The organism is Micromonospora sp. AMSO12t (assembly GCF_008806585.1).
In the GTDB taxonomy this organism is placed as follows: Bacteria; Actinomycetota; Actinomycetes; order Mycobacteriales; family Micromonosporaceae; genus Micromonospora; species Micromonospora reichwaldensis.
On record NZ_WAAS01000063.1, the window covers coordinates 1 to 19,167 of the forward strand.

The 19,167-nt window shown below is 74.2% G+C and carries 17 protein-coding genes; 12 read left to right on the plus strand and 5 right to left on the minus strand.

Going from position 1 to position 19,167, the window contains the following annotated elements:
* The 6 genes from F6X68_RS33490 to F6X68_RS12560 all read left to right on the plus strand — a co-directional run.
* Positions 1–394, plus strand: a 394-nt coding sequence (locus F6X68_RS33490; RefSeq protein ID WP_192581385.1) for a hypothetical protein, incomplete at its 5' end; no start/stop codon positions are given.
* Between the two features lie 103 nt (positions 395–497).
* Complete coding sequence (locus F6X68_RS12540) at positions 498–1,607, plus strand: hypothetical protein (RefSeq protein ID WP_151454441.1); 1,110 nt, start codon at positions 498–500, stop codon at positions 1,605–1,607.
* A 55-nt stretch (positions 1,608–1,662) separates the two neighbouring features.
* Positions 1,663–3,177, plus strand: coding sequence for a hypothetical protein (locus tag F6X68_RS12545; protein WP_151454442.1), 1,515 nt, complete (start codon positions 1,663–1,665; stop codon positions 3,175–3,177).
* Positions 3,178–3,322: 145 nt separating this feature from the next.
* Positions 3,323–5,512: a trypsin-like serine protease gene (locus F6X68_RS12550; RefSeq protein ID WP_151454443.1), complete on the plus strand. Its 2,190-nt coding sequence runs from the start codon at positions 3,323–3,325 to the stop codon at positions 5,510–5,512.
* Positions 5,513–5,717: 205 nt separating this feature from the next.
* Positions 5,718–6,476 carry a MerR family transcriptional regulator gene (locus F6X68_RS12555; protein ID WP_151454444.1) on the plus strand — a complete coding sequence of 253 codons (759 nt, stop codon included), beginning with the start codon at positions 5,718–5,720 and terminating at the stop codon, positions 6,474–6,476.
* Between the two features lie 26 nt (positions 6,477–6,502).
* Positions 6,503–6,787, plus strand: coding sequence for a putative quinol monooxygenase (locus tag F6X68_RS12560; RefSeq protein ID WP_151454445.1), 285 nt, complete (start codon positions 6,503–6,505; stop codon positions 6,785–6,787).
* A 109-nt stretch (positions 6,788–6,896) separates the two neighbouring features.
* Here the strand turns inward: F6X68_RS12560 and F6X68_RS12565 are convergent, their stop codons facing one another.
* A complete protein-coding gene (locus tag F6X68_RS12565) occupies positions 6,897–8,450 on the minus strand; it encodes a gluconokinase (protein ID WP_151454446.1) in 1,554 nt (517 codons plus the stop codon).
* A gap of 172 nt (positions 8,451–8,622) precedes the next feature.
* Between F6X68_RS12565 and F6X68_RS12570 the strand changes: the two genes are divergently transcribed.
* The 4 genes from F6X68_RS12570 (at position 8,623) to F6X68_RS12585 (ending at position 13,748) form a co-directional block, all read left to right on the plus strand.
* Positions 8,623–11,004 carry an acylase gene (locus tag F6X68_RS12570; protein WP_151454447.1) on the plus strand — a complete coding sequence of 794 codons (2,382 nt, stop codon included), beginning with the start codon at positions 8,623–8,625 and terminating at the stop codon, positions 11,002–11,004.
* A gap of 143 nt (positions 11,005–11,147) precedes the next feature.
* Entirely contained in the window at positions 11,148–12,293 is a 1,146-nt protein-coding gene (locus F6X68_RS12575; RefSeq protein ID WP_151454448.1) for a hypothetical protein, read from the plus strand.
* A 452-nt stretch (positions 12,294–12,745) separates the two neighbouring features.
* Positions 12,746–13,165 carry a membrane protein insertion efficiency factor YidD gene (gene yidD / locus F6X68_RS12580; RefSeq protein ID WP_225852171.1) on the plus strand — a complete coding sequence of 140 codons (420 nt, stop codon included), beginning with the start codon at positions 12,746–12,748 and terminating at the stop codon, positions 13,163–13,165.
* Between the two features lie 94 nt (positions 13,166–13,259).
* Positions 13,260–13,748 carry a hypothetical protein gene (locus tag F6X68_RS12585; RefSeq protein ID WP_151454450.1) on the plus strand — a complete coding sequence of 163 codons (489 nt, stop codon included), beginning with the start codon at positions 13,260–13,262 and terminating at the stop codon, positions 13,746–13,748.
* A 4-nt stretch (positions 13,749–13,752) separates the two neighbouring features.
* Here the strand turns inward: F6X68_RS12585 and F6X68_RS12590 are convergent, their stop codons facing one another.
* Positions 13,753–14,229 (minus strand): VOC family protein, encoded by a 477-nt coding sequence (locus F6X68_RS12590; RefSeq protein ID WP_225852168.1) that lies wholly within the window; start codon positions 14,227–14,229, stop codon positions 13,753–13,755.
* A gap of 96 nt (positions 14,230–14,325) precedes the next feature.
* Positions 14,326–14,715: a MarR family winged helix-turn-helix transcriptional regulator gene (locus F6X68_RS12595; RefSeq protein WP_370518942.1), complete on the minus strand. Its 390-nt coding sequence runs from the start codon at positions 14,713–14,715 to the stop codon at positions 14,326–14,328.
* A gap of 133 nt (positions 14,716–14,848) precedes the next feature.
* Here F6X68_RS12595 and F6X68_RS12600 point away from each other — a divergent pair, with 133 nt between their 5' ends.
* Both F6X68_RS12600 and F6X68_RS12605 read left to right on the plus strand, forming a co-directional pair.
* The gene (locus F6X68_RS12600; protein ID WP_151454452.1) at positions 14,849–16,081 is read left to right on the plus strand and encodes a multidrug effflux MFS transporter; all 1,233 of its coding nucleotides are present in this window, start codon (positions 14,849–14,851) and stop codon (positions 16,079–16,081) included.
* Between the two features lie 97 nt (positions 16,082–16,178).
* A complete protein-coding gene (locus tag F6X68_RS12605) occupies positions 16,179–17,354 on the plus strand; it encodes an aminoglycoside phosphotransferase family protein (protein WP_151454453.1) in 1,176 nt (391 codons plus the stop codon).
* Between the two features lie 73 nt (positions 17,355–17,427).
* Here the strand turns inward: F6X68_RS12605 and F6X68_RS12610 are convergent, their stop codons facing one another.
* Both F6X68_RS12610 and F6X68_RS12615 read right to left on the minus strand, forming a co-directional pair.
* Positions 17,428–18,195, minus strand: coding sequence for a hypothetical protein (locus F6X68_RS12610; RefSeq protein WP_151454454.1), 768 nt, complete (start codon positions 18,193–18,195; stop codon positions 17,428–17,430).
* 189 nt (positions 18,196–18,384) lie between these two features.
* Entirely contained in the window at positions 18,385–18,837 is a 453-nt protein-coding gene (locus F6X68_RS12615) for a macro domain-containing protein (protein ID WP_151454455.1), read from the minus strand.
* Between the last annotated feature and the right edge of the window lie 330 nt (positions 18,838–19,167).

The window sequence follows — 19,167 nt, forward strand, 5'->3', positions numbered from 1 at the left end:
CCCGCCCGGCTACGCGGTGCTCGCCGTCACGGTGAACCGTGGCCCGTACATCGTGCCCGCCCCCGCCACGAGCAAGTTCAAGGTCAACGGCCAGGCGGTGCCGATCCCCGGCGAGGGCACCTGGTACGTGGTGATTCCTCCCGGGTCACTCGACGTGCGGTACACCGATTTCATGGGCCTGCCGCTGATCACCACCACGCTGGTCGCCCATCCCGGCGCGGCCTACCATCTGTCGTTCCGCTTCGGCGGCTGGCGCAACCGCGCCTACGACGGGTACGGCACCGACGTGACGAAGTTCGGGCTCTGGTCGAACTACAGCATCGCGCTGGTCATGTTGGGCGCCTTCGGGCTGATCTGCTGCGGTTTCCTGGGGCCGTTCACCACCCTGCTCTGAGCAGGTCCCGCGCGGCCCGGCCCCGGGTTGACGGCTGCGGCGGCTGCCACCGGCCGGGGCGGCGCCGGGCGCGGGCGGCGGCGACCGCCTATCGTGGCGGATCGTGACGAGCACCGAGGAACGACTGGCCGCGATCCGCGGCGGCGTGCCACCGAGGCGGCACAACGCGCGCACCATCGCCGCCCTGACCGGCAACCCGGGCTGCACCCGGCGGGCCGTGCTGGACGGCGCGGGGGTGGACAAGCCGAAGCTGGCCGAGCGGATCGGCTTTCCTGCCCGGTTCGGGCAGTCCCGGTTCGCCATCACCCGGGGCAACGCGTTCGAGGCGCAGGTCAAGGCCGACGGCGGGGCCGAGCTGCTGCGGCTGGTCGCCGAGCGGCTGGGCGTACCGGTGCCGGCGGCGGCGAGCTGGACGGACCTCGGCGACGGCGTCGAGGACGACACGGCCGCCCGGCACCGCCGCTCCGCCGCGCTGCTGACCGGCGCCACCCCCGGCGGGACGGACGACACCGCCGCACTGTTCGACCACCCGCTGCTCGGCTTGGAGGTCGCCGGCCGCCGGGTACACCTGGAGCCGGACCTGGTCGCCGCCCGGCTCGCCGGCCGGTTCCACGTCGTCGAGATCAAGTCGTTCCCGGTGGTCGACGGCCAGGCCGACCCGGCCAAGGTGTCCGCCGCCGCGATCCAGTCCGCCGTCTACGTGCTGGCCCTGCGCGAGCTGCTCGCCGCCGCCGGGCACGACCCGGAGCTGGTGTCGCACGACGCGGTGCTGGTCTGCCCGCGCAACTTCGCCCTCCAGCCGGTGGCCAGCCTGGTCGACGTGCGCAAGCAGCTGCTGGTGCTGCGCCGCCAGCTCGACCGGATGGCCCGGGTCGACGCGCTGCTGGCCGCCGTGCCCGAGGACTTCACCGCCGACCTGACGGTCGAGCCGGCGGCCCTGCTCGCCGCGTTGTCGCAGGTGGAGGCCCGCTACGCGCCCGACTGCCTGGCGGCCTGCGAGCTGGCGTACTTCTGCCGGCACGAGGCGCGCGGACACACCGGGGCGCTGGGCCGGCCGGTCCGGGAGGCGCTCGGCGGGGTCGCGGAGGTCGACGAGGTGCTGGCGCTGGCCGCCGGCGAGCGCGCCCCGGAGCCCGGGCAGGAGCAGGCCGCCGCGCTGCTGCGGGCCGCCGCCCGGTTGCGCGCCGACGCCCTCACCGGGACCCCCGCATGAGTACGCCCCGCGACTCCCGCCCGGCCGTCCCGAGCACCGGGCGGGGTGGGCCCGCGTGAGTACGCTCCGCGCGTTCGCCAGGGCCCAGGCGCTCGCCGCCGGGGTGGCCCAGCCGGTGGCCACCGTCCGGCACCTGCACCTGTCCGCGCGGCCGCTGGTGCTGGTGCCGCTGGCGATGGCCGGCGAGGCCAACGCGCCACTGGCGGCGCTGGTCGGCGACGCCCCGGACGCGGCGCGGCTGCTGATCGTGCCGCAGCCCCGCAACCGTGACCAGCGGTTCGCGTTCGCCGCCGAGCTGGCCGGGATCGTGCTGCCCTACCTGGACGGGTTCCGGGGCGTCTCCGAGGCGGTGCCGGTCGACCGGGGCAGGGACGTGCGGTACCGCCACGTCGACGCCCCGCAGCTGCTGGTGCCGAACCCCGCCGGGATCACCTTCCTGCGGCTGTTCGGCCGCTCCACCCGCTTCCGCCGGCCCGACGGGGACTATCCGGTGCACCCGTCGGTGCCGGTGCTCGGGCGCTGGCTGACCTTCTTCGCCGAGCGGGCCGAGCATCCCGGTTCGTCGGCGCTGCTGGCGATGACCGACGCGCTGGCCCTGCACTGGGCCACCGGGCAGAGCGTGGTGGAGGACCTGCACCTGCCGGCGCTGCTCGGCTGGATCGACCCGCCCGCCGGGCTCACCGGCGCCGAGGCGGCGGCCCGGGCCGAGGACCCGGCGACCTGCCCGCCCGCCGGCCCGGCCACCGACCCGGACTTCGACAACCGGTCGCTCGCCCCGGCCATCGCCGCGTACGCCGCCGCCGAGGACGACCCGGTCGCGCGCGCCGGGGCGTACGCGGAGCTGGAACGGCTGCTGCGCGACCAGCTCGCGCCCACCTGGGAGCTGATGTGGCGCGGCGTGGGGTTGCTGCGCGGCCTGCCCCCGGGCGCCCGGGTGGCCGGCCGGTGGGACGGCGACAAGGACGCCTTCACCGGCTACGCCGAGCACGTCGACGCGGGCGGCGCGCCGCAACCCCGCCGGGACGGGGCGGTCTCCGCCGCCCAGCGGCTGCACCGGCTGGAACGGGCCCTGACCTCCTACGCGGTGCAGCGCGCCTACGACGACCCGCTGGTGATGGCCGAACACCGGCTGACCGGGGAGGCGTTCGTCGGCGAGGTGACCCTGGCGGACCCGAAGCGGGTGGACGACACCGGGAAGCGGCCGGTGCTGCGCCCCCGGATCCAGCTGGTCACCACCGAGCCGGTGGCGGTGCCGATCGGCGCGACGCTCTACTCGCCGGCCCGGCCGGCGCAGAAGGCCCGGGTGGTCTTCGTGACCCCGGCGGCGGACGGCAAGACCGAGGTGGTGCTGGAGCTCTCCGGCGGGATGGGCCGGGGGCTGACCGCGCCGCCGGGCAGCGTGCCCGAGGTGGGGGAGCGGCTCTGCTACACCACCCTGTCGGACGCGTTCATGCCGGCGGGGGCGTTCCCGGCGGTCGAGGAGACACCGTGGACGCACGGTGGTCCGCCGGCCGCCGCCAGCGACGGGGCCGGGGACGCGGACGACGATCCCGCGTCGGAGGGGCACTGACCGACCCGCACCCGACGGCCCTCTTGTCCCGTCTCGAACGCCTATGCGCGCAGGGGCATCCCCGCCGTGGCAGCCTCGATAGCATCCACCGAGATCGAACCGACCCTGGTCGGATCGCAACGGTTCACCAATCACGGGGGATGCATTGTCAGTTCACCGAACGCGTCGATGGGGTGCCGCCCTGTTCGCCGCCACGGTCACAGCAGGCCTGCTGGGCGGCGCTTCCGCCCAGGCCGTCACGGGTGCCCAGCCGGTCCCGGACGGCACCTACCGGTTCAGCGCCAAGGTCACCTTCGGCGATCTCCGCGCCTGCTCGGGTGCGCTCGTCGACAAGAACTGGGTCGTGACGACGAAGAGTTGCCTGGCCGAGGGCAGTGCGCCGGTCGCCGCCGGCCCGCCCAGCCGGCCGACCACGGTGCTGGTCGGCCGCGCGGACCTCACCGGCACCGCCGGCCACCAGCGCTCGGTGGCGGCGGTCGCACCGCACCCCGACCGCAACGTCGCCCTGGTCCGCCTCGCCGCCCCGGTCACCGACGTGCCGCCGGTCGCGCTCGCCAGCACGCCGCCGTCGGCCGCCGAGACGCTCAAGGTCACCGGCTACGGCCGGACGGCCACCGAATGGGTGCCGGATCGCCTGCACCAGGGCTCGTTCACGGTGCAGGACGTCGACGCCACGTCGGTCGGCCTGCTCGGCGCGTCGGCCGGCGCGACGCTCTGCAAGGGCGACGCGGGCGGCCCGGCGTTCCGCGACGGGTCCGCCGAGCTGGTCGCGGTCGTCAGCACCTCGTGGCAGAAGGGCTGCCTGGCCGAGACCGAGACCCGCGACGGCGCCACCGCCACCCGGGTCGACGACCTCGGTTGGTGGATCCGCTGGCAGACCACCGACGTCCACCTCTTCGGCGTCACGAATCAGCTCATGCCGGACGCCACCGTGCAGAGGCGGCTCGTCGCCCACGCCGTCGACTCCGCCACCGGCGGCCTGCAGACCCGCACCGCGGCCGCGCTCCTGCCCTTCGCTCCCAAGTCGATGGCCACACTCAACGCGGACACCATCCTGCTGACCAACGGGGCCGGCGAGCTGCACCGGGTGGATGTGGCGAACACGGTCACACTGACCTACACCATCACGAAGATCGCGTCCGCCGACTGGGCCTTCGACGAGTTGGTCTACGACGGACACGGCTCGCTGTACGGCATCCTCTCGGGCTCCCTGCGTCGCTTCACGGTGACCAGCGCCAAGCCGGCGGCGGCCGACTTCACGGCCCCCACCACGATCAGCAGCGGCTTCGGTCTGCAGACGCTCGCCTCGCCCGGCCCCGGTCGGATCCTCGGCACCACCAGTGCCGGTCCCCTGATCTCCTACAAGATCAATGGGGCCAATTCCTGGTCCCGGTCCGATCTCCACCAGACCGGCTGGGACCGGCCCAGGGAGCTGGTCTCGCCGGGTGGGGGCCTCTATCTCACCATCAATCCCACCGACGGTCTCAAGCGCTACCGCGACGCCAACCCGTTCGACGGCCGGGGTGACGACATCACGCTGATCGGCGAGGAGCCGGTGAGCGGCGTCTGGTTCCGCCACCAGCTGCTCTCCGCGCGGCCGTGGACGGGTGTCGTGTCGGTCTTCGGCACGGGGCCGGAAGGGCGGCTGTCCCACACGACTGTCGATCCGGTGACCGGCGCCAAGCAAAAAGTGGTCGCCGCGGCGCCGCTCGGCTTCACCCCGAAGGCGATGGCCACCCTCAACGCCGACACCCTGCTGGTGACCAGCACGGGAGGGCAGCTCCACCGGGTGGACGTCACCGGCACCGACCCGCTGACCTTCACCACGACGAAGCTTGCCGACACCGGATGGACGCAGGACCGGCTGGCCTACGACGGCAACGGCTCGCTCTTCGGCATCAACGCCGGCTCGGCGCTGCGCCGATACACGGTGACCAAGCCGAAGCCGGCCTACGCCGACATCACCAACGCGAAGGCGATCACCGGCAACTTCACGCTGACCTCGCTGGCCGCCCCCGGTCCCGGCCGGATCCTCGGTACGACCAGCACCGGCAAGCTGCTGGCGTACGTCATCGACGCCGCTGGCGTGTGGACCGTCGCGGAGCTCGCCGCGACCGGGTGGGGCGACACCACGTCGCTCTTCAGCCCCGGCGGCGGCCTCTACTACAAGCGGTTCGACTCCGGTCTGGTCGTCGCCCACCTGGACGCCAGCCCGTTCGACGGCAGCGGGGCGGACATCAAGATCCACCTGCCCGACGCCCGGAACAACACGGGCTGGGACCCGATCCTGTCGGCCCGCCCGTACGACGCCTGGCCGGACGGCCGCCGCTGGTGACCGCCTGACCGCCCTACCGCAGTGACCGTGCGGGCCGCCCGATCCTCGGGCGGCCCGCACCGTCGTCTCCGGCCGGCGACGCCCGGCGAACCGCCCCGACCCGGGCCGGGACGGCGGATGCGCCGGCCGGCGGGGCGCAGAATGGATCGGGCTTGACCCTCACGTAACGGCAGGCGGGAGCCTCGGTGGCGGAAGGGAGGGAACCATGGCCTACACGGTGGGACAGGTCGCGAAGGCGGCCGGCGTGACCGTGCGGACGCTGCACCACTACGACGGGATCGGGCTGCTCTCGCCCAGTGACCGCAGCAGCACCGGCTACCGGCGCTACGACGACGCCGACCTGGACCGGTTGCAGCACATCCGCTACTACCGGGAGCTGGGGTTCCCGCTGGAGGAGATCGCCGCGATCCTCGACGACCCGGCGAGTGACCGGGCGGCGCACCTGCGTCGCCAGCACGAGCTGCTGTCCGTACGGATCAGGAAGCTCCAGGAGATGGTCGCGGCGATCGAGTTCGCGATGGAGGCGAGCAAGTTGAACATTCCACTGACCCCGCAGGAGCGGTTCGAGGTCTTCGGCGACTTCGACCCGGACGCGCACACCGAGGAGGTCGAGCAGCGCTGGGGCGACACCGACGCGTACCGCCAGTCGAACGAGCGGGTCGCCCGCTACACCAAGGACGACTGGCTGCGGAACAAGGCCGAGAACGAGGACTGGGCGCGGCGGTTCGTCGAGGTGATGGCATCCGGGGCGCCCGCGAACGGGCCGGCGGCCATGGACCTGGCCGAGGAGCACCGGCAGCTCATCAGCCGCTGGTTCTACGACTGCCCGCTCGAGCTGCACACCTGTCTGGCCGACATGTACGTGTCGGACGAGCGGTTCACCGCGTACTTCGAGACGATCAGGCCGGGGATGGCCGCGTACCTGGGTGAGGCCATCCACGCCAACGCCATCACCCGCGCCTGACGCGCGGCCGTACCCGGAGGTCAGCAGTGTTCATCGTCGCCGGCAGTCTCTACGTCGACCCGGACCAGCGGGACGCCTACCTGGCCGACTGCGTGGAGGTCGTCCGGCAGGCGCGGTCCGCGCCGGGCTGCGTCGACTTCGCGATCGGCGCGGACCTGGTCGAGCCGGGGCGGATCAACGTCTACGAGCGCTGGGAGTCCGAGGAGCAACTGCTCGACTTCCGGGGCTCCGGCCCCTCGACGGAGCAGGAGGTGGCGATCCGCGGCGCGGAGGTGCACCGCTACCTGATCTCCGGGGTCGAGGCTCCCTGACGGGGCCGCCGGGTGGCACGGCGGCCGGTGGGCCCCGGGGTCACCGGTGCCGGCGACGCCCGGGCCGGTGTCGGCGCCCCCGGCGGCGTCACCCGTCCGGGGCGGCGCCCTACCGCGTCGGTGGCGCCGGTGCCGGTGCCGGTGGCGGGGTCAGGCCCGGGGCGAGGCGGCGCAGCGAGGTGAACGTGGGAACCAGCGCGTCGTAGAGCCCGGCGAAGAGCGGCAGCAGGGCGGCGTAGGTGGCGGCGGCGGCCGGATCCGGGCGTGCCGTCTCCTCGATGCGCACCAGGTGGGCGGCGACCTCGATGGAGGGGATCAGCCCCAGCGCCTCCATGCCGAGCAGCGCCGCGCCGAAGCCGGAGCCCTCCCGCGTGGCGGGGAAGTGCACCGGCATGCCGAGCACGTCGGCCAGCATCTGCCGCCACAGCGCGCTGCGCGCGAAGCCGCCGCTGGCGCGAATCTCCCGGACCTCGTTGCCGGCGGCCCGCACCGAGGCCAGCACCAGCGCCAACTGCTGGCAGACGCCCTCCAGCGCGGCCCGCACCAGGTGCGCCCGGCGGTGCCCGTGGGTCAGCCCCACGTACGCGCCGCGCGGCAGCGCGCTCCAGTGCGGGGCGCGCTCGCTGAGCAGGTACGGCAGCATGATCAGACCGCCGGAGCCGACCGGTGCCAGCGCGGCCTGCGCCAGCAGCTCCTCCTCGGCGTCCTCGCCCAGCTCCGGGGCGAGCGCGTCGCCGGTCCACTCCAGCACGACGCCGCCGTTGTTGATCGCCCCGCCGACCACCCAGCGTTGTTCGGTCAGCGCATAGCAGAACACCCCGCCGAGCGGGTCGACGCCGGGGCGCTCCACCATCACCCGCATCGCGCCGCTGGTGCCGATCGTGCAGGCCATCACGCCCGGGGCGACCGCGCCGAGCCCGAGGTTGGCCAGCGGGCCGTCCCCGGCGCCGACGACCACCTTCGTGTCCCGGGGCAGCCCGGTCGCCGCGGCGGCCTCGGCGGTGAGGCCGGGCAGCACGGTGGTGGTGGGGACCAGCTCCGGCAACTGCTCCGCGGTGATCCCGGCGACGCCGAGTGCCTCCTCGTCCCAGGAGAGCTGGTGCATGTCCATCAGCCCGGTGGCGGAGGCGACCGAGTGGTCGGTCACCAGCGCGTCGCACAGCCGCAGCAGCACCCAGTCCTTGATGCCCACCCAGTACGCCGCCCGCCCGAACAGCACCGGCTCCTGCTCGGCGAACCAGAGCAGCTTGGGCAGCGGCGCCATCGGATGCACCGGGGTGCCGGTGCGGCGGTGCAGCGCCAGCCCGGACGGGACCGCGCGCAGCCGCTCGGCCTGCCGGCTGGCCCGCGAGTCGGCCCAGGTGAGCGACGGGGTGAGCGGGCGGCCGTCCGCGTCCAGGCCGATCAGGCTGTGCATCGCCGTGCCGAAGGAGAGCCCGGCGATCGGCCGGTCCAGCTCCGCCACGACCGCGCGCACCGACTCCAGCACCGCCGCGTGGATGTGCCGCGCGTCCTGCTCCGCGTAGCCGGGGAAGGGTTCGTCGAGGGGGTAGCCGACCGAGTGGTGGGCGAGCTGGGCGCCGTCCAGGTCGTACGCGACCGCCTTGGTGCTGGTGGTGCCGATGTCGACGCCGATCACCACCGGGCGGAGCGGGTCGCCCACCGGTCCCACCCCCTCGTCGGCCCTGGCTGCCGCCGACGTTACCCAGCACCCGGGTGGTCCGTAGGGGGAACAACCCGGTTTCCCGGTCGGGTCTTCCTCGGCACGCCCGCGCCCGGCGAGAATGCCGGTCGTGTGAACTTCTCACACGTCCACCGGACGGGAGGAAGTCCCGATGAGGCCAAGGCCGCTCTGCGCACTGGTCACCGCCCTCGCCACGGTCGCCACCACAGCGGTCGCCGGCGTACCGCCGGCCGCCGCGCGGCACCATGACGGCGGCTACTCGGCGGAGATCCGCCGGGCGTCGTACGGCGTCCCGCACATCACCGCCCGCACCTTCGCCAGCCTCGGCTTCGGCGTCGGCCACGTCCAGGCCGAGGACAACATCTGCGTCATCGCGGAGAAGGTCGTCACGGTCAACGCCGAGCGGTCCCGCTACTTCGGAGCGGCGAGCCCCACGGACGCGAACGTCCGCAGCGACCTCTTCCACCGCAAGGCGATCGACGACCGCACCGCCGAGCGGCTGCTACAGGGGCCCCGCGACGGCGTGCACTCCCCGTCCGACGAGGTCCGTGACCAGATCCGCGGCTTCGTCGCCGGCTACAACAGCTATCTGCGCCGCACCGGCGCGGCGAACCTCACCGACCCGGCCTGCCGGGGCAAGCCGTGGGTACGTCCGCTGACCGAGCTGGACATGTGGCGCGCGAGCTGGGCCAGCATGGTGCGGGCCGGCTCGCGGGCGGTGCTCGACGGGATCGTCGCCGCCGCCCCGCCCACGGCCACCGGCCCGGCCGCCGCCCTCGACGCGCCGGGCGCCGCGGCGGTCGTCGCCGCCCGCGACGGCGCGCCCGCCGGCGTCGGCAGCAACGCGTACGGGCTGGGCGCGCGGGCCACCACGCACGGCGGCGGGATGGTGCTGGCCAACCCGCACTTCCCGTGGGAGGGGGCGGAACGCTTCTACCGGATGCACCTGAAGGTCCCGGGCCGCTACGACGTGGAGGGCGCGGCGCTCATCGGCGACCCGATCATCGAGATCGGGCACAACCGCACCCTCGCCTGGAGCCACACCGTCTCCACCGCCCGCCGCTTCGTCTGGCACCGGCTCGCGCTGGTCCCCGGCGACCCGACGTCGTACTACGTGGACGGCCGGGCCCGGAAGATGACCACCCGCACGGTCACCGTCCAGGTGCCCGCCCCGGGTGGCGGCACCGTGCCGGTCAGCCGCACCTTCCACGACACCCACTTCGGTCCGGTGGTCGTCGTCCCCGGCACCTTCGACTGGACCACCACCGCCGCGTACGCGATCACCGACGTCAACGCGACGAACAACCGGGCCTTCGACGGCTGGCTCGAGATGGGCCGGGCGAAGACGGTCCGCGAGCTGAAGCAGGTCCTCGACCGGCACCAGTTCCTGCCCTGGGTGAACGTCATCGCCGCCGACGCCCGTGGCGAGGCGCTCTACGCCGACCACTCGGTGGTGCCCAGGGTCACCGACGAGCTGGCCGCCGCCTGCATCCCCGCGCCGTTCCAGCCGCTCTACGCCAGCAGCGGCCAGGCCGTCCTCGACGGCTCCCGGTCGGCCTGCGCGCTGGGCCGCGACCGCGACGCGGCGGTGCCCGGCATCCTCGGCCCGGCCAACCTGCCGATCCGGTTCCGTGCCGACTACGTGACCAACTCCAACGACAGCCACTGGCTGGCCAACCCGGAGGCGCCGCTGGAGGGCTTCCCGCGGATCGTCGGCAACGAGCGCACCGAGCGCAGCCTGCGTACCCGCCTCGGCGTGGAGCAGGTGCGGGAGCGGCTCGCCGGCACCGACGGGCTGCCCGGGCGGGGCTACACCACGTCCCGGCTCTGGCAGACGGTCTTCGGCAACCGCGCGTACGGCGGCGAACTGCTGCGCGACGACCTGGTGGCACTCTGCGCCGCGCAGCCCACCGCGACCGCCTCCGACGGGACCACTGTCGACCTGCGGGGGGCCTGCGCGGCGTTGAAGGGCTGGGACCTGCGGGTCGACCTGGACAGCCGCGGCGCGCACCTGTTCACCGAGTTCGCCCTGTCGGGCGGCATCCGGTTCGCCGACGCGTTCGACGCCGCCGACCCGGTGCGCACCCCGAGCCGGCTCAACACCGCCGACCCGCGCGTGCTCACCGCGCTCGCCGACGCCGTCCGCAAGCTCGCCGGCATCCCCCTCGACGCGCGCCTGGGCGACATCCAGACCGAGCCGCGCGGCGACCGGCGCATCCCGATCCACGGCGGACGCGCCGAGGCCGGCGTGTTCAACATGATCATCGGTCCGTTGGCGCCGGGCGTCGGCTACCCGAAGGTGGTGCACGGCTCGTCCTTCGTGATGGCCGTCGAGTTGGGCCGCAACGGCCCCTCGGGGCGGCAGATCCTCACCTACTCGCAGTCGAGCAACCCGAACTCGCCCTGGTACGGCGACCAGACCCGGCTCTACTCGGGCAAGGGCTGGGACACCATCAAATACACGGAGGCGCAGATCAAGGCCGACCCGAACCTGCGCACCTACCGGGTGGGGGAGGGCCGCCCCCGGCACTGACCGCGGCCCGACGAAATCCACCTATCGCCCGTTTTCGCCCGTCGTTCGGCCATTTTGCCCGTTGCGGCGTGTCCCCGTCGGCCGTTGTCACCGTTGAAAGCTGTGACACCCCGGTTGGTGGCCTGCGCGGCGAAGGAGTCGGCGTGGCAAGGACTGATTCGACGGGTTCCACATGGCGGTACCGGTGGGTGCACCGGCAGAACGAACGGCGGCGGCGGGAGTTCCGCAGCGCCGACAAGGCATGGCGACGACGCGACGACGAACTGCGCCGCCTGCGTACCCTCGCCGAGGAGTTCCAGGGCTCGGCCGCGGCGGGCGCCGGCCTGGCGCTGGAGCTCGCGCCCGACGAGGTGGTGTTCTGGGTGCTGCCGGCCGCGCAGCTGGTGGAGGTACGACACACCACCGTGCTGCCCGCGCCCGACCTGACGGTCGCCCCGGCGGCCGCGCCGCCGCGGCCCCGCAGGCCGGACGGTGTCCGGGTCGCCGACGCCGGCATGGCGGTGATCACCAACCGCCGGCTGGTGCTGCTCGGCGGTCGCGGTCGGCGCGACTGGGCGTACGGGAGGATGACCGGCCTGGCCCACGACCCGCACGCGCCGGTCACCCTCATGCAGGTGCTGGACCGGCGGCGCACCTCCGGCCTCATGCTCCCGGCCGACGTCGCCGCCGACTTCCGGTTCAAGCTGACCCTGGCCTTCGCCGACGCCATCGAGCAGCGCGGCGCGGTGCTCGACCAGCTCGACGAGGCGATCGCCGAGCACGCGCAGCTCAAGCCGTTCCGGCCGCAGATCGCGACCCCGGCGCAGGCCCAGCCCTTCGCGTTCGTGCCCGGCGGCCGGCGCACCGTGGCCGTCGCCGCCGGCATCGCCCTGCTGGTGCCCGCCGCCCTGCTGGACACCGATCCCGCCGACCCGACCGGCTCGGAGGTCGCCGTCGCCGCGACTCCCGCGCCGACCTTCGTCGCCCCGCCGGTCGCCCTCCCGGCCGCGCAGGCGAAGGTGCCGCCCGCCGCGTCGAAGCCGCGACGTGGCACCACCGCGCCCACGCCGACGCCCGCCCGCGAGCGGCTCTGCGGCGCCCCGGCCAACCCGATGGGGTACGACTTCTGCGGCGGCGAGCGCATCCGCAGGCCGGCCGTCGAGGTCTGCGACTGGTTCGACTGCGTACCCGAGTTCTGGGCCGGCCGGGGCCACCTGGTGCAGTGCGGCGACGGCTCGGTCAGCCTCACCGGCGGGCGGCGCGACGCCTGCGCCGGGCACGACGGCGTGCGCCGCACGGTCCGGCGCTGACCCCGCTGCGCTACCTGGCCGGGCTGCGTTACCCGACCCCGCTGCGCCACCTGGCCGGGCTGCGCCGGGTCGGTGGCCGGGCTGCGCCGGGCCGGCGGAGGCGACAGACCGCGCGTCGTCGCCCGGCTCGGCGGGTTTCCGCACCCGGCTGTGCGGCACCCCTCGGCTGTGCGGCACCCCTTGGCTGTGCGGCACCCCTTGGCTCCGCGGCGCTCCCGGTCGGGGCGAGGGCTCACGTGCGCAACGCTGTCGAGCTGATGTCGTAGACGATTCACCGCCCTCTGGTGGCACAGCGGGCCGGACACCACCACCTGATGTCACAGACGACTCAGCTCGACAGCGTCGTAGGGTCCCTTCGCTGGCGGACCGACTCGGCGGCCACCACCGAGCCGGCCACCACCGGGGCGATGGAACGCCATCCGAGGGATTCGGGGTGGCGCGGAAGTCGCATGATGTTCCCTGTGATCTACCTCCCGAGCAACCAGCGTCGCAAGAAGAAGAGCCGCTTCGACAACTGCGACGCCTGCAACTGCGACATCCCCTGCTGCGACCTGGGGCTCTTCTCCACCCTGCTGACCCTGGGCGCGCTGGGCGCCCGGCTCGTGTCGCCCGGCCGGGCCTCGGCACCGCCGACCGTCGACGCCGGGCGGGCGCCGCTGGTGGACCGGGCCGGGCGGGCCGCGATCCTGGGCTACCGGCGCTGGCTGTCGCACCGCTGGCCCGGGCAGTGCCGCTTCACCCCGACGTGCAGCGCGTACGGGCTCGCCGCCGTGGAGCGCTACGGGCTGGCCGTCGGCGGGCGGATGGCCGCCGACCGGGTGCGCCGCTGCCGGCCAGACGTGCCGCGCGGCACCCACGACCCGGTGCGCTGACCGGGGCGCCCGCGCCCGGGGCCGCTGTTCGCCGGGACGCCCTGAGCTGCGGGGATGCCGCCATCCGCGCCTCGGGATCGGTCATGATGACAGGATGGAGATCCGCTCCGACGACGGTGCCCGGGTGAGGATCCGGCCGGTGGGCTACCAGCCCGGGGTTGAGCCGCCGGACGACCCGGACGAGGCGGCGGACTGGGACGACTGGCTGCTCGTCGAGACCGACGCCCGCACCGCCGACGGGCAGGCCTGGTCGCGCCTCGAACCCTGCCTGACGGTGGCCGAGGCGTACGCGCTGGCGGGCTGGCTGCGGCAGCAGGCGGAGACGACCGGTGACCCGGCGGAGCCCTCGGCGGTGGCCCGCTTCACCGAGCCGAACCTGGCCTTCCGCACCCGGGTGCTGCGCCGGCGCCGGCTGGCGCTGACCGTCGAGTTCTCGTACGAGTCGCTGCCGCCCTGGATGCGGCGGCAGCCGCTCGGCGCGGTCTACCCGCTGACGCTCACCGTATCCGCCGACGCCCTCTCCGTGGCCGCCGAGCAGTGGGCGCGCGAAGCCGACGCGTACCCCCGCCGCATCGCTTCCTGACCACTCAGTCCGGTGGCGTGAGGTCGGGGACGGTGAGTGAGCCGTCCGGGCCGAGGGGGAAGCCCGGGTTCCAGGCGATCTCCCAGACGTGCCCGTCGGGGTCGGCGAAGCAGCCGGCGTAGCCGCCGTAGAAGGTCTCGCGTGCCGGCACGGTCACCTCCGCCCCGGCGTCGGCCGCCGCAGTCAGCAGCTCGTCGACCTCGCCGCGGGAGCGGACGTTCTGTGCCAGCGTCGTCCCGCCGAACCCGCCCGCCTCCCGGTCGGGCACGCCCGCGTCGGCTGCCAGCTTCTCCCGGCTCCACAGCACCAGGGCTAGGCCGCCCGCCTGGAAGAAGACGGTCTCCTCGACCTCCTGGCCGCGCCAGCCGAGCCGCTCGTAGAAGGCGCGTGCCCGGGCCACGTCGGCGACGCCGAGCGTCACGAGGCTGATCCGCTGCTCCATCACCCGACGACCCTCCACGTACGACCCGACACCGTCCACCGTCACCGTAGCGTCGAACCGGCGGCCGTTCCGGCTCCGGCCGCCGGCCTGCGCGATCCGGGCGACGACGCCCCGCTCGACCCGTTGACCGGTGGCTCAGCCCCGCCCCGTCATCCGGTCGGCGAGGCGGCGCAGCGCCGGGGCGGCGGCGAGCAGCGTCTCGCGGTCCGGGGCGTCCAGCTCGGCCAGCGCGGCGGCGAGCAGGTCGCGCCGGTGCCGCCCGTACGCGGCTATCCGCTCCCGCGCCGCGTCGGTCAGCTCCAGCCGGATCGTGCGCCGGTCGGCCGGGTCCCGCTCGCGGTGCAGCAGCCCGGCGGTGGTCAGCTCGCCGACGAGGGTGCTGACCGTGTTCGGCGCGGTGCCCAGCCGTTCGGCGGCCTCGCGGACGCCGATTCCCGGGCGCCGCTGCACCAGTCGCAGCACCTCCACCTGGGCGTCCGGCAGGGCGGTGCGGCCGACCCGCTGGGTGGCCGTCCGGCGCAGCATCCGGTGCAGGTCACCGAGCGCTCCGCCGAGCAGGTCGACCGTCTCTTCCGTCACAGTCAGGCCCTCCGACGCCGAAATAGCTCTGTAGTCAGAGCTATCGTATCCGGGCCGAGCCACCAGTGAGGGGACCGCCATGCCGCACGCCACCGCGCCGCCCGTCCGACCGGACGAGCGCGTCGCCGCGCCCACCGGGCGGGCCGCCGTCGTGCTGCTGGTGCTGCTCGGCACGCTCACCGCGTTCGGGCCACTCTCCCTGGACACCTACCTGCCGGCGTTCCCGGAGATGACCCGCGACCTGTCCGCCAGCCAGGCGCAGATCCAGCTCTCGCTGACCACCTGCCTCGTCGGCATGGCCCTCGGCCAGCTCGTCACCGGCCCGCTCAGCGACCGCTTCGGGCGGCGCCGGCCCGTGCTGGTGGGCGTCGCCGCGTACACCCTGCTGTCGTTGGTGTGCGCGGCCGTGCCGTCGGCCGAGACCCTGGCCGCCGCGCGGCTCGCGCAGGGCTTCGCCGGCGGCATGGGCGTGGTGGTCGCCCGCGCCGTCGTGCGTGACCTCTACGCCGGCCGCGAGGCCGCGAAGTACTTCTCCCGGCTCACCCTGGTCTTCGGCGTCGCCCCGATGGCCGCGCCCGCCTTCGGCAGCCTGGTGCTGCGCTTCGGGGACTGGCGTACGGTCTTCGTCGCCCTCGCGGTGATCGGCGCGCTGCTCGCCGCCGCCGTCGCGTGGCGGCTGCCGGAGACGCTGCCCGCCGCGCGGCGCAGCACCGGCGGCCTCGCCGCCACGGCCGCCGCCGGCCGCTCGCTCTTCACCGACCGGATCTTCCTCGGGTACGCGCTGGCGCAGGGCCTCGCCTTCGCCGCGCTCTTCGCCTACATCTCCGGGTCGTCCTTCGTCTTCCAGGACGTCTTCGGCGTCTCGGCCGGCGCGTTCAGCCTCATCTTCGGCGTCAACGCGCTCGCCCTGGTCGCCGCCGGCCAACTCAACGCCCGCCTGCTGGACCGCTTCGCGCCCCGCACCCTGCTGCTCCGCCCGCTGGGCGTGGGGCTGCTGGCCGCCGCCGTCCTGCTCGCCGGCGCGCTGCTCGGCAGCCTGCCGCTGGTGGCGGTGGCGCTCTTCGTCTTCATGGGATCCCTCGGCATGGTGATGCCGAACGGCACCGCGCTCGCCCTGGACCGGCACCCCGCCCACGCCGGCACGGCCGCCGCCCTGCTCGGCACCATCCAGTCGCTGGTGGGGGCGATGGCCGCCCCGCTGGTCGGGCTGGGCGGCGAGGGCAGCGCCCTGCCGATGGCCGTGGTGCTCGCCGGGGCGGCGGTCGCCTCCCTCGCCGTCGTCGGCACCCTCGCCCGCACCCGCCGCCCCTGACGGCTCCGTCGCCGGCATGGTGAGGACCCGGCGGCGCTGGCGACCTCGCCCGGTTAACCCCTCGCCCGGGTCCGGCGGTCGGCGGTAGCGTCCCGGCGTGTCCCGCTCCGTCACCCTCGTCCTGGTCGATGCCGCCGGCGCTCCGCTGGGCGCCCTGCCGCCGTTCGACGTTCCGTCGCCCTGGTGGCAGGAGGTCGGCCCCGTCGTGGCCGAGGCCCGCCGGCGGTACGGCGTCGAGGTGGCCGTGCTCCGCCTGCTGACCGGCGACGCGCCGCAGCCGATGGGCGGCACGGTCACGTACCTCGCGCAGGTCGACGGGCCGCCCGCCACGCCGCTCGTACCGGCGAAGCTCGACCTGTCGGCGGACCCGCTGCGCGCCCCCTACGCCGAGCCCGGCGGCCCGGCGCGCAGCCTCGCCTGGGCGACGGCGGAGCTGCGGCGGCTCGGCCGCCCGGCGGAGACCGTGACCCAGCAGCGCACCTGGAACCTGTCGGCGGTCTGGCGGCTCGGCGGGCCGAGCGGCACGGCCTGGCTGAAGCAGGTGCCGGTGTTCTTCCGGCACGAGGCTGCCGTGCTGCGCTGGCTCGGCCGGGCCGCGCCCGGGAGGACGTCGACGCTGCTCGCTGACGACGGTGACGGCCGGATGCTGATCGAGCACGTGCCCGGCGAGGACCGCTACGGGGCGCCGATCGAGGAGCGGCTGGCGATGGCCGCCGGCTTCCATCCGGTGCAGGTCCGGTCCGTCCCGGACGTGGCGGGACTGGTCGCGGCGGGCGTGCCCGACCTGCGCGCCGACGCCCTGCCGGGCTGGATCCGCGACCGGCTGGCCGGCTGGGACACCTCGCCGGTGCAGTCCCTGCTGGCGGGGCTGGAGGCGCGGCTGGACGAGGTACGCGGGTGCGGGCTGCCGGACACCCTCGTGCACGGCGACCTGCACCCCGGCAACGTACGCGCCTGCGATGGGCGGCACGTCGTCATCGACTGGGGCGACGCGTTCGTGGGACACCCGGCGTTCGACGCGCTGCGGCTGGTGGAAGGGCTTCCGGACGACGCCGCCGCCCCGGTGCTGGCCGAGTGGTGCGCGCGGTGGCGGGCCGAGGTGCCCGGGTGCGAGCCGGAGCGGGCCGTGGAGCTGCTGCGGCCGGTCGCGGCGCTGCGGCTGGCGGCGGTGTACGCGATGTTCCTCGACGGGATCGAGGCGAGCGAACGGGTCTACCACGCGACGGACGTCGACACCTACTTTGAGCAGGCACTCGCGCCCGCTGCCCCCTGACGCCCCTGTGGTGGCGGATGCAGGGTTACCCGCACGCCGGCGGAGCGGCCCCGATCCGGTGGTGGGACGGCGCTCAGTCAGGCTTGGAATCCTCGCCGCCCCAGGTCGCCAGCGCGGCGGAAAGCTCTTCGAGAAGCGCGTCGACCTGAGTGGAGTCATATCCGCGCGTGGCCCTGGGCAGGGCGGCGCGCGCCTCGTCAAGCTCGGCTTTGACCTGGTAGCGCTGCAACGTCCGGCCCGAGATCAGCGCGTCCTGGCCGCGTCGGATCAGCTCGTCCACTCGCGCCGGGTCGTAACCGCGCAGTCCGATGGTGAAGTCGGGCGAATCGAACCGCTCTCGGCGTAGTCGCCGGACATCCGTGAAGCGGTCTCCTCCGAAGCGGGCGAGGGCCGCCGCCACCTCGTCCGCCGACTGTCGAACGTCACCGAGGTCGAGGAGGGCCAGGCCAACGCGATCGTCGATCGGGCTCCGGCCCATAAGAGGGCGATCGATGGTCGATCCGGCGGCCGGCACCAGCAACAGCGACGGGGAGGTGGGCTTACTGCCGCCGAGCGACGGCCCCGGCTCATCGAGAATGATCGCGTCGATCTCGGCCCACGGCACCAGCCGGTTGAGCCCGGCAACCCGCAGGGTCAGCCCCTCGGCCCCGATGAGGAACCTGAACGGCTTCAGCTCGCTGACGACGAACACGCCACCCAGCAGCGCCGCGAGTCCGCCGACGACCAATGCGCCGATCGAAGGGGACGAACCTCCCGCGCCACCGCACAGCAGCACGAGTACCCCGAGCGACAGGAACAAGGCGCTAGCCACCAGCAAGCGTCGGCTCTTACGCAGCTCCATGCCCAGACCTCGATTTCGTTCGAACGGCCGATGGGAGCATGGCACGGGGTTACAAACGATCAGCCGGTGCGAGCATCGAGGCGGCGAGCTACGCGGCGAGGGCTCGGGCGGTGGCGTACAGCTTGGCGGGGAGGGGATTGTAGCCGCCAACCTGAGCGCATGGCCCTGTCACCGGTGTTCTTTGGCAGGTCATCCGGGCTCGTACAGGCGCACCTGCACGCTCGGCAAGTCGGCGAGGGCTGCCTCGAGCAGGGGGCGGACGTCGGCCCAGTCGAGGCCGCCGTTGCCGCAGCCGAGAGCCGGCACCGCCACCGAGGCGATGCGGTTGTCGCGCAGGACGCGTACCAGATCGGGCAGCCCAGCTTCGACGTCGGCGAGGCGGGACGGCGAGCGCCAGTGGCCCTTGGTCGGGAAGTTGACGACGTAGCGGTGCCGGCCCGGCGTGCCCGAGTCGTAGACGAACATCTGCCCGAGTCGGACGGTGCCGGCGGCGCAGGCCGCGCGGTACGCGGTGAAGTTCGCGGGGTGGGCCCTCTTGAAGGCCAGGGCGAGCCCCTTGCCCATCACACCGACGGTATTGACCGGGTTGACGAGCGCCTCGACGTCCGCGTCGAGCAGGTTGCCGTGCCGAATGCTGATCACGGCAACCTGGCTACCAGAGGGTTGTGACAGCGGAACTCCGCTCGGTGCTGCTGTCGCGTCCCTGACAGAGTCGCTGCGCCATCGTGCTCCAGCCCGTCGGGATGGCCGTCGCGCGGAGTCTCAGCCTCGGACCGGCTGTCCCTACTGAGCAGGGCGAATGCGGCATCGCCGGCAAGTAGTTGTCCGTGCGCAATATCGACTTCGTAGGTAATTGACGGCGGGAACAGATGAGCCGAGGCCGGCCGATCGGTGGAACCTCGGGGGTCCCGCTGGTAGGACTCTTGTGGGTAGGGTCCGGGGACCGCCAGTGGGGAGGTGGGAGCCGTGCGT

Coding starts and splice junctions, on each gene's coding strand:
- F6X68_RS12555 (WP_151454444.1), top strand. CDS start 5,718: ATGGCCTACACGGTGGGACAGGTCGCGAAGGCGGCCGGCGTGACCGTG.
- F6X68_RS12570 (WP_151454447.1), top strand. CDS start 8,623: ATGAGGCCAAGGCCGCTCTGCGCACTGGTCACCGCCCTCGCCACGGTC.
- yidD (WP_225852171.1), top strand. CDS start 12,746: ATGTTCCCTGTGATCTACCTCCCGAGCAACCAGCGTCGCAAGAAGAAG.
- F6X68_RS12585 (WP_151454450.1), top strand. CDS start 13,260: ATGGAGATCCGCTCCGACGACGGTGCCCGGGTGAGGATCCGGCCGGTG.
- F6X68_RS12595 (WP_370518942.1), bottom strand. CDS start 14,715: ATGCTGCGCCGGACGGCCACCCAGCGGGTCGGCCGCACCGCCCTGCCG.
- F6X68_RS12600 (WP_151454452.1), top strand. CDS start 14,849: ATGCCGCACGCCACCGCGCCGCCCGTCCGACCGGACGAGCGCGTCGCC.
- F6X68_RS12610 (WP_151454454.1), bottom strand. CDS start 18,195: ATGGAGCTGCGTAAGAGCCGACGCTTGCTGGTGGCTAGCGCCTTGTTC.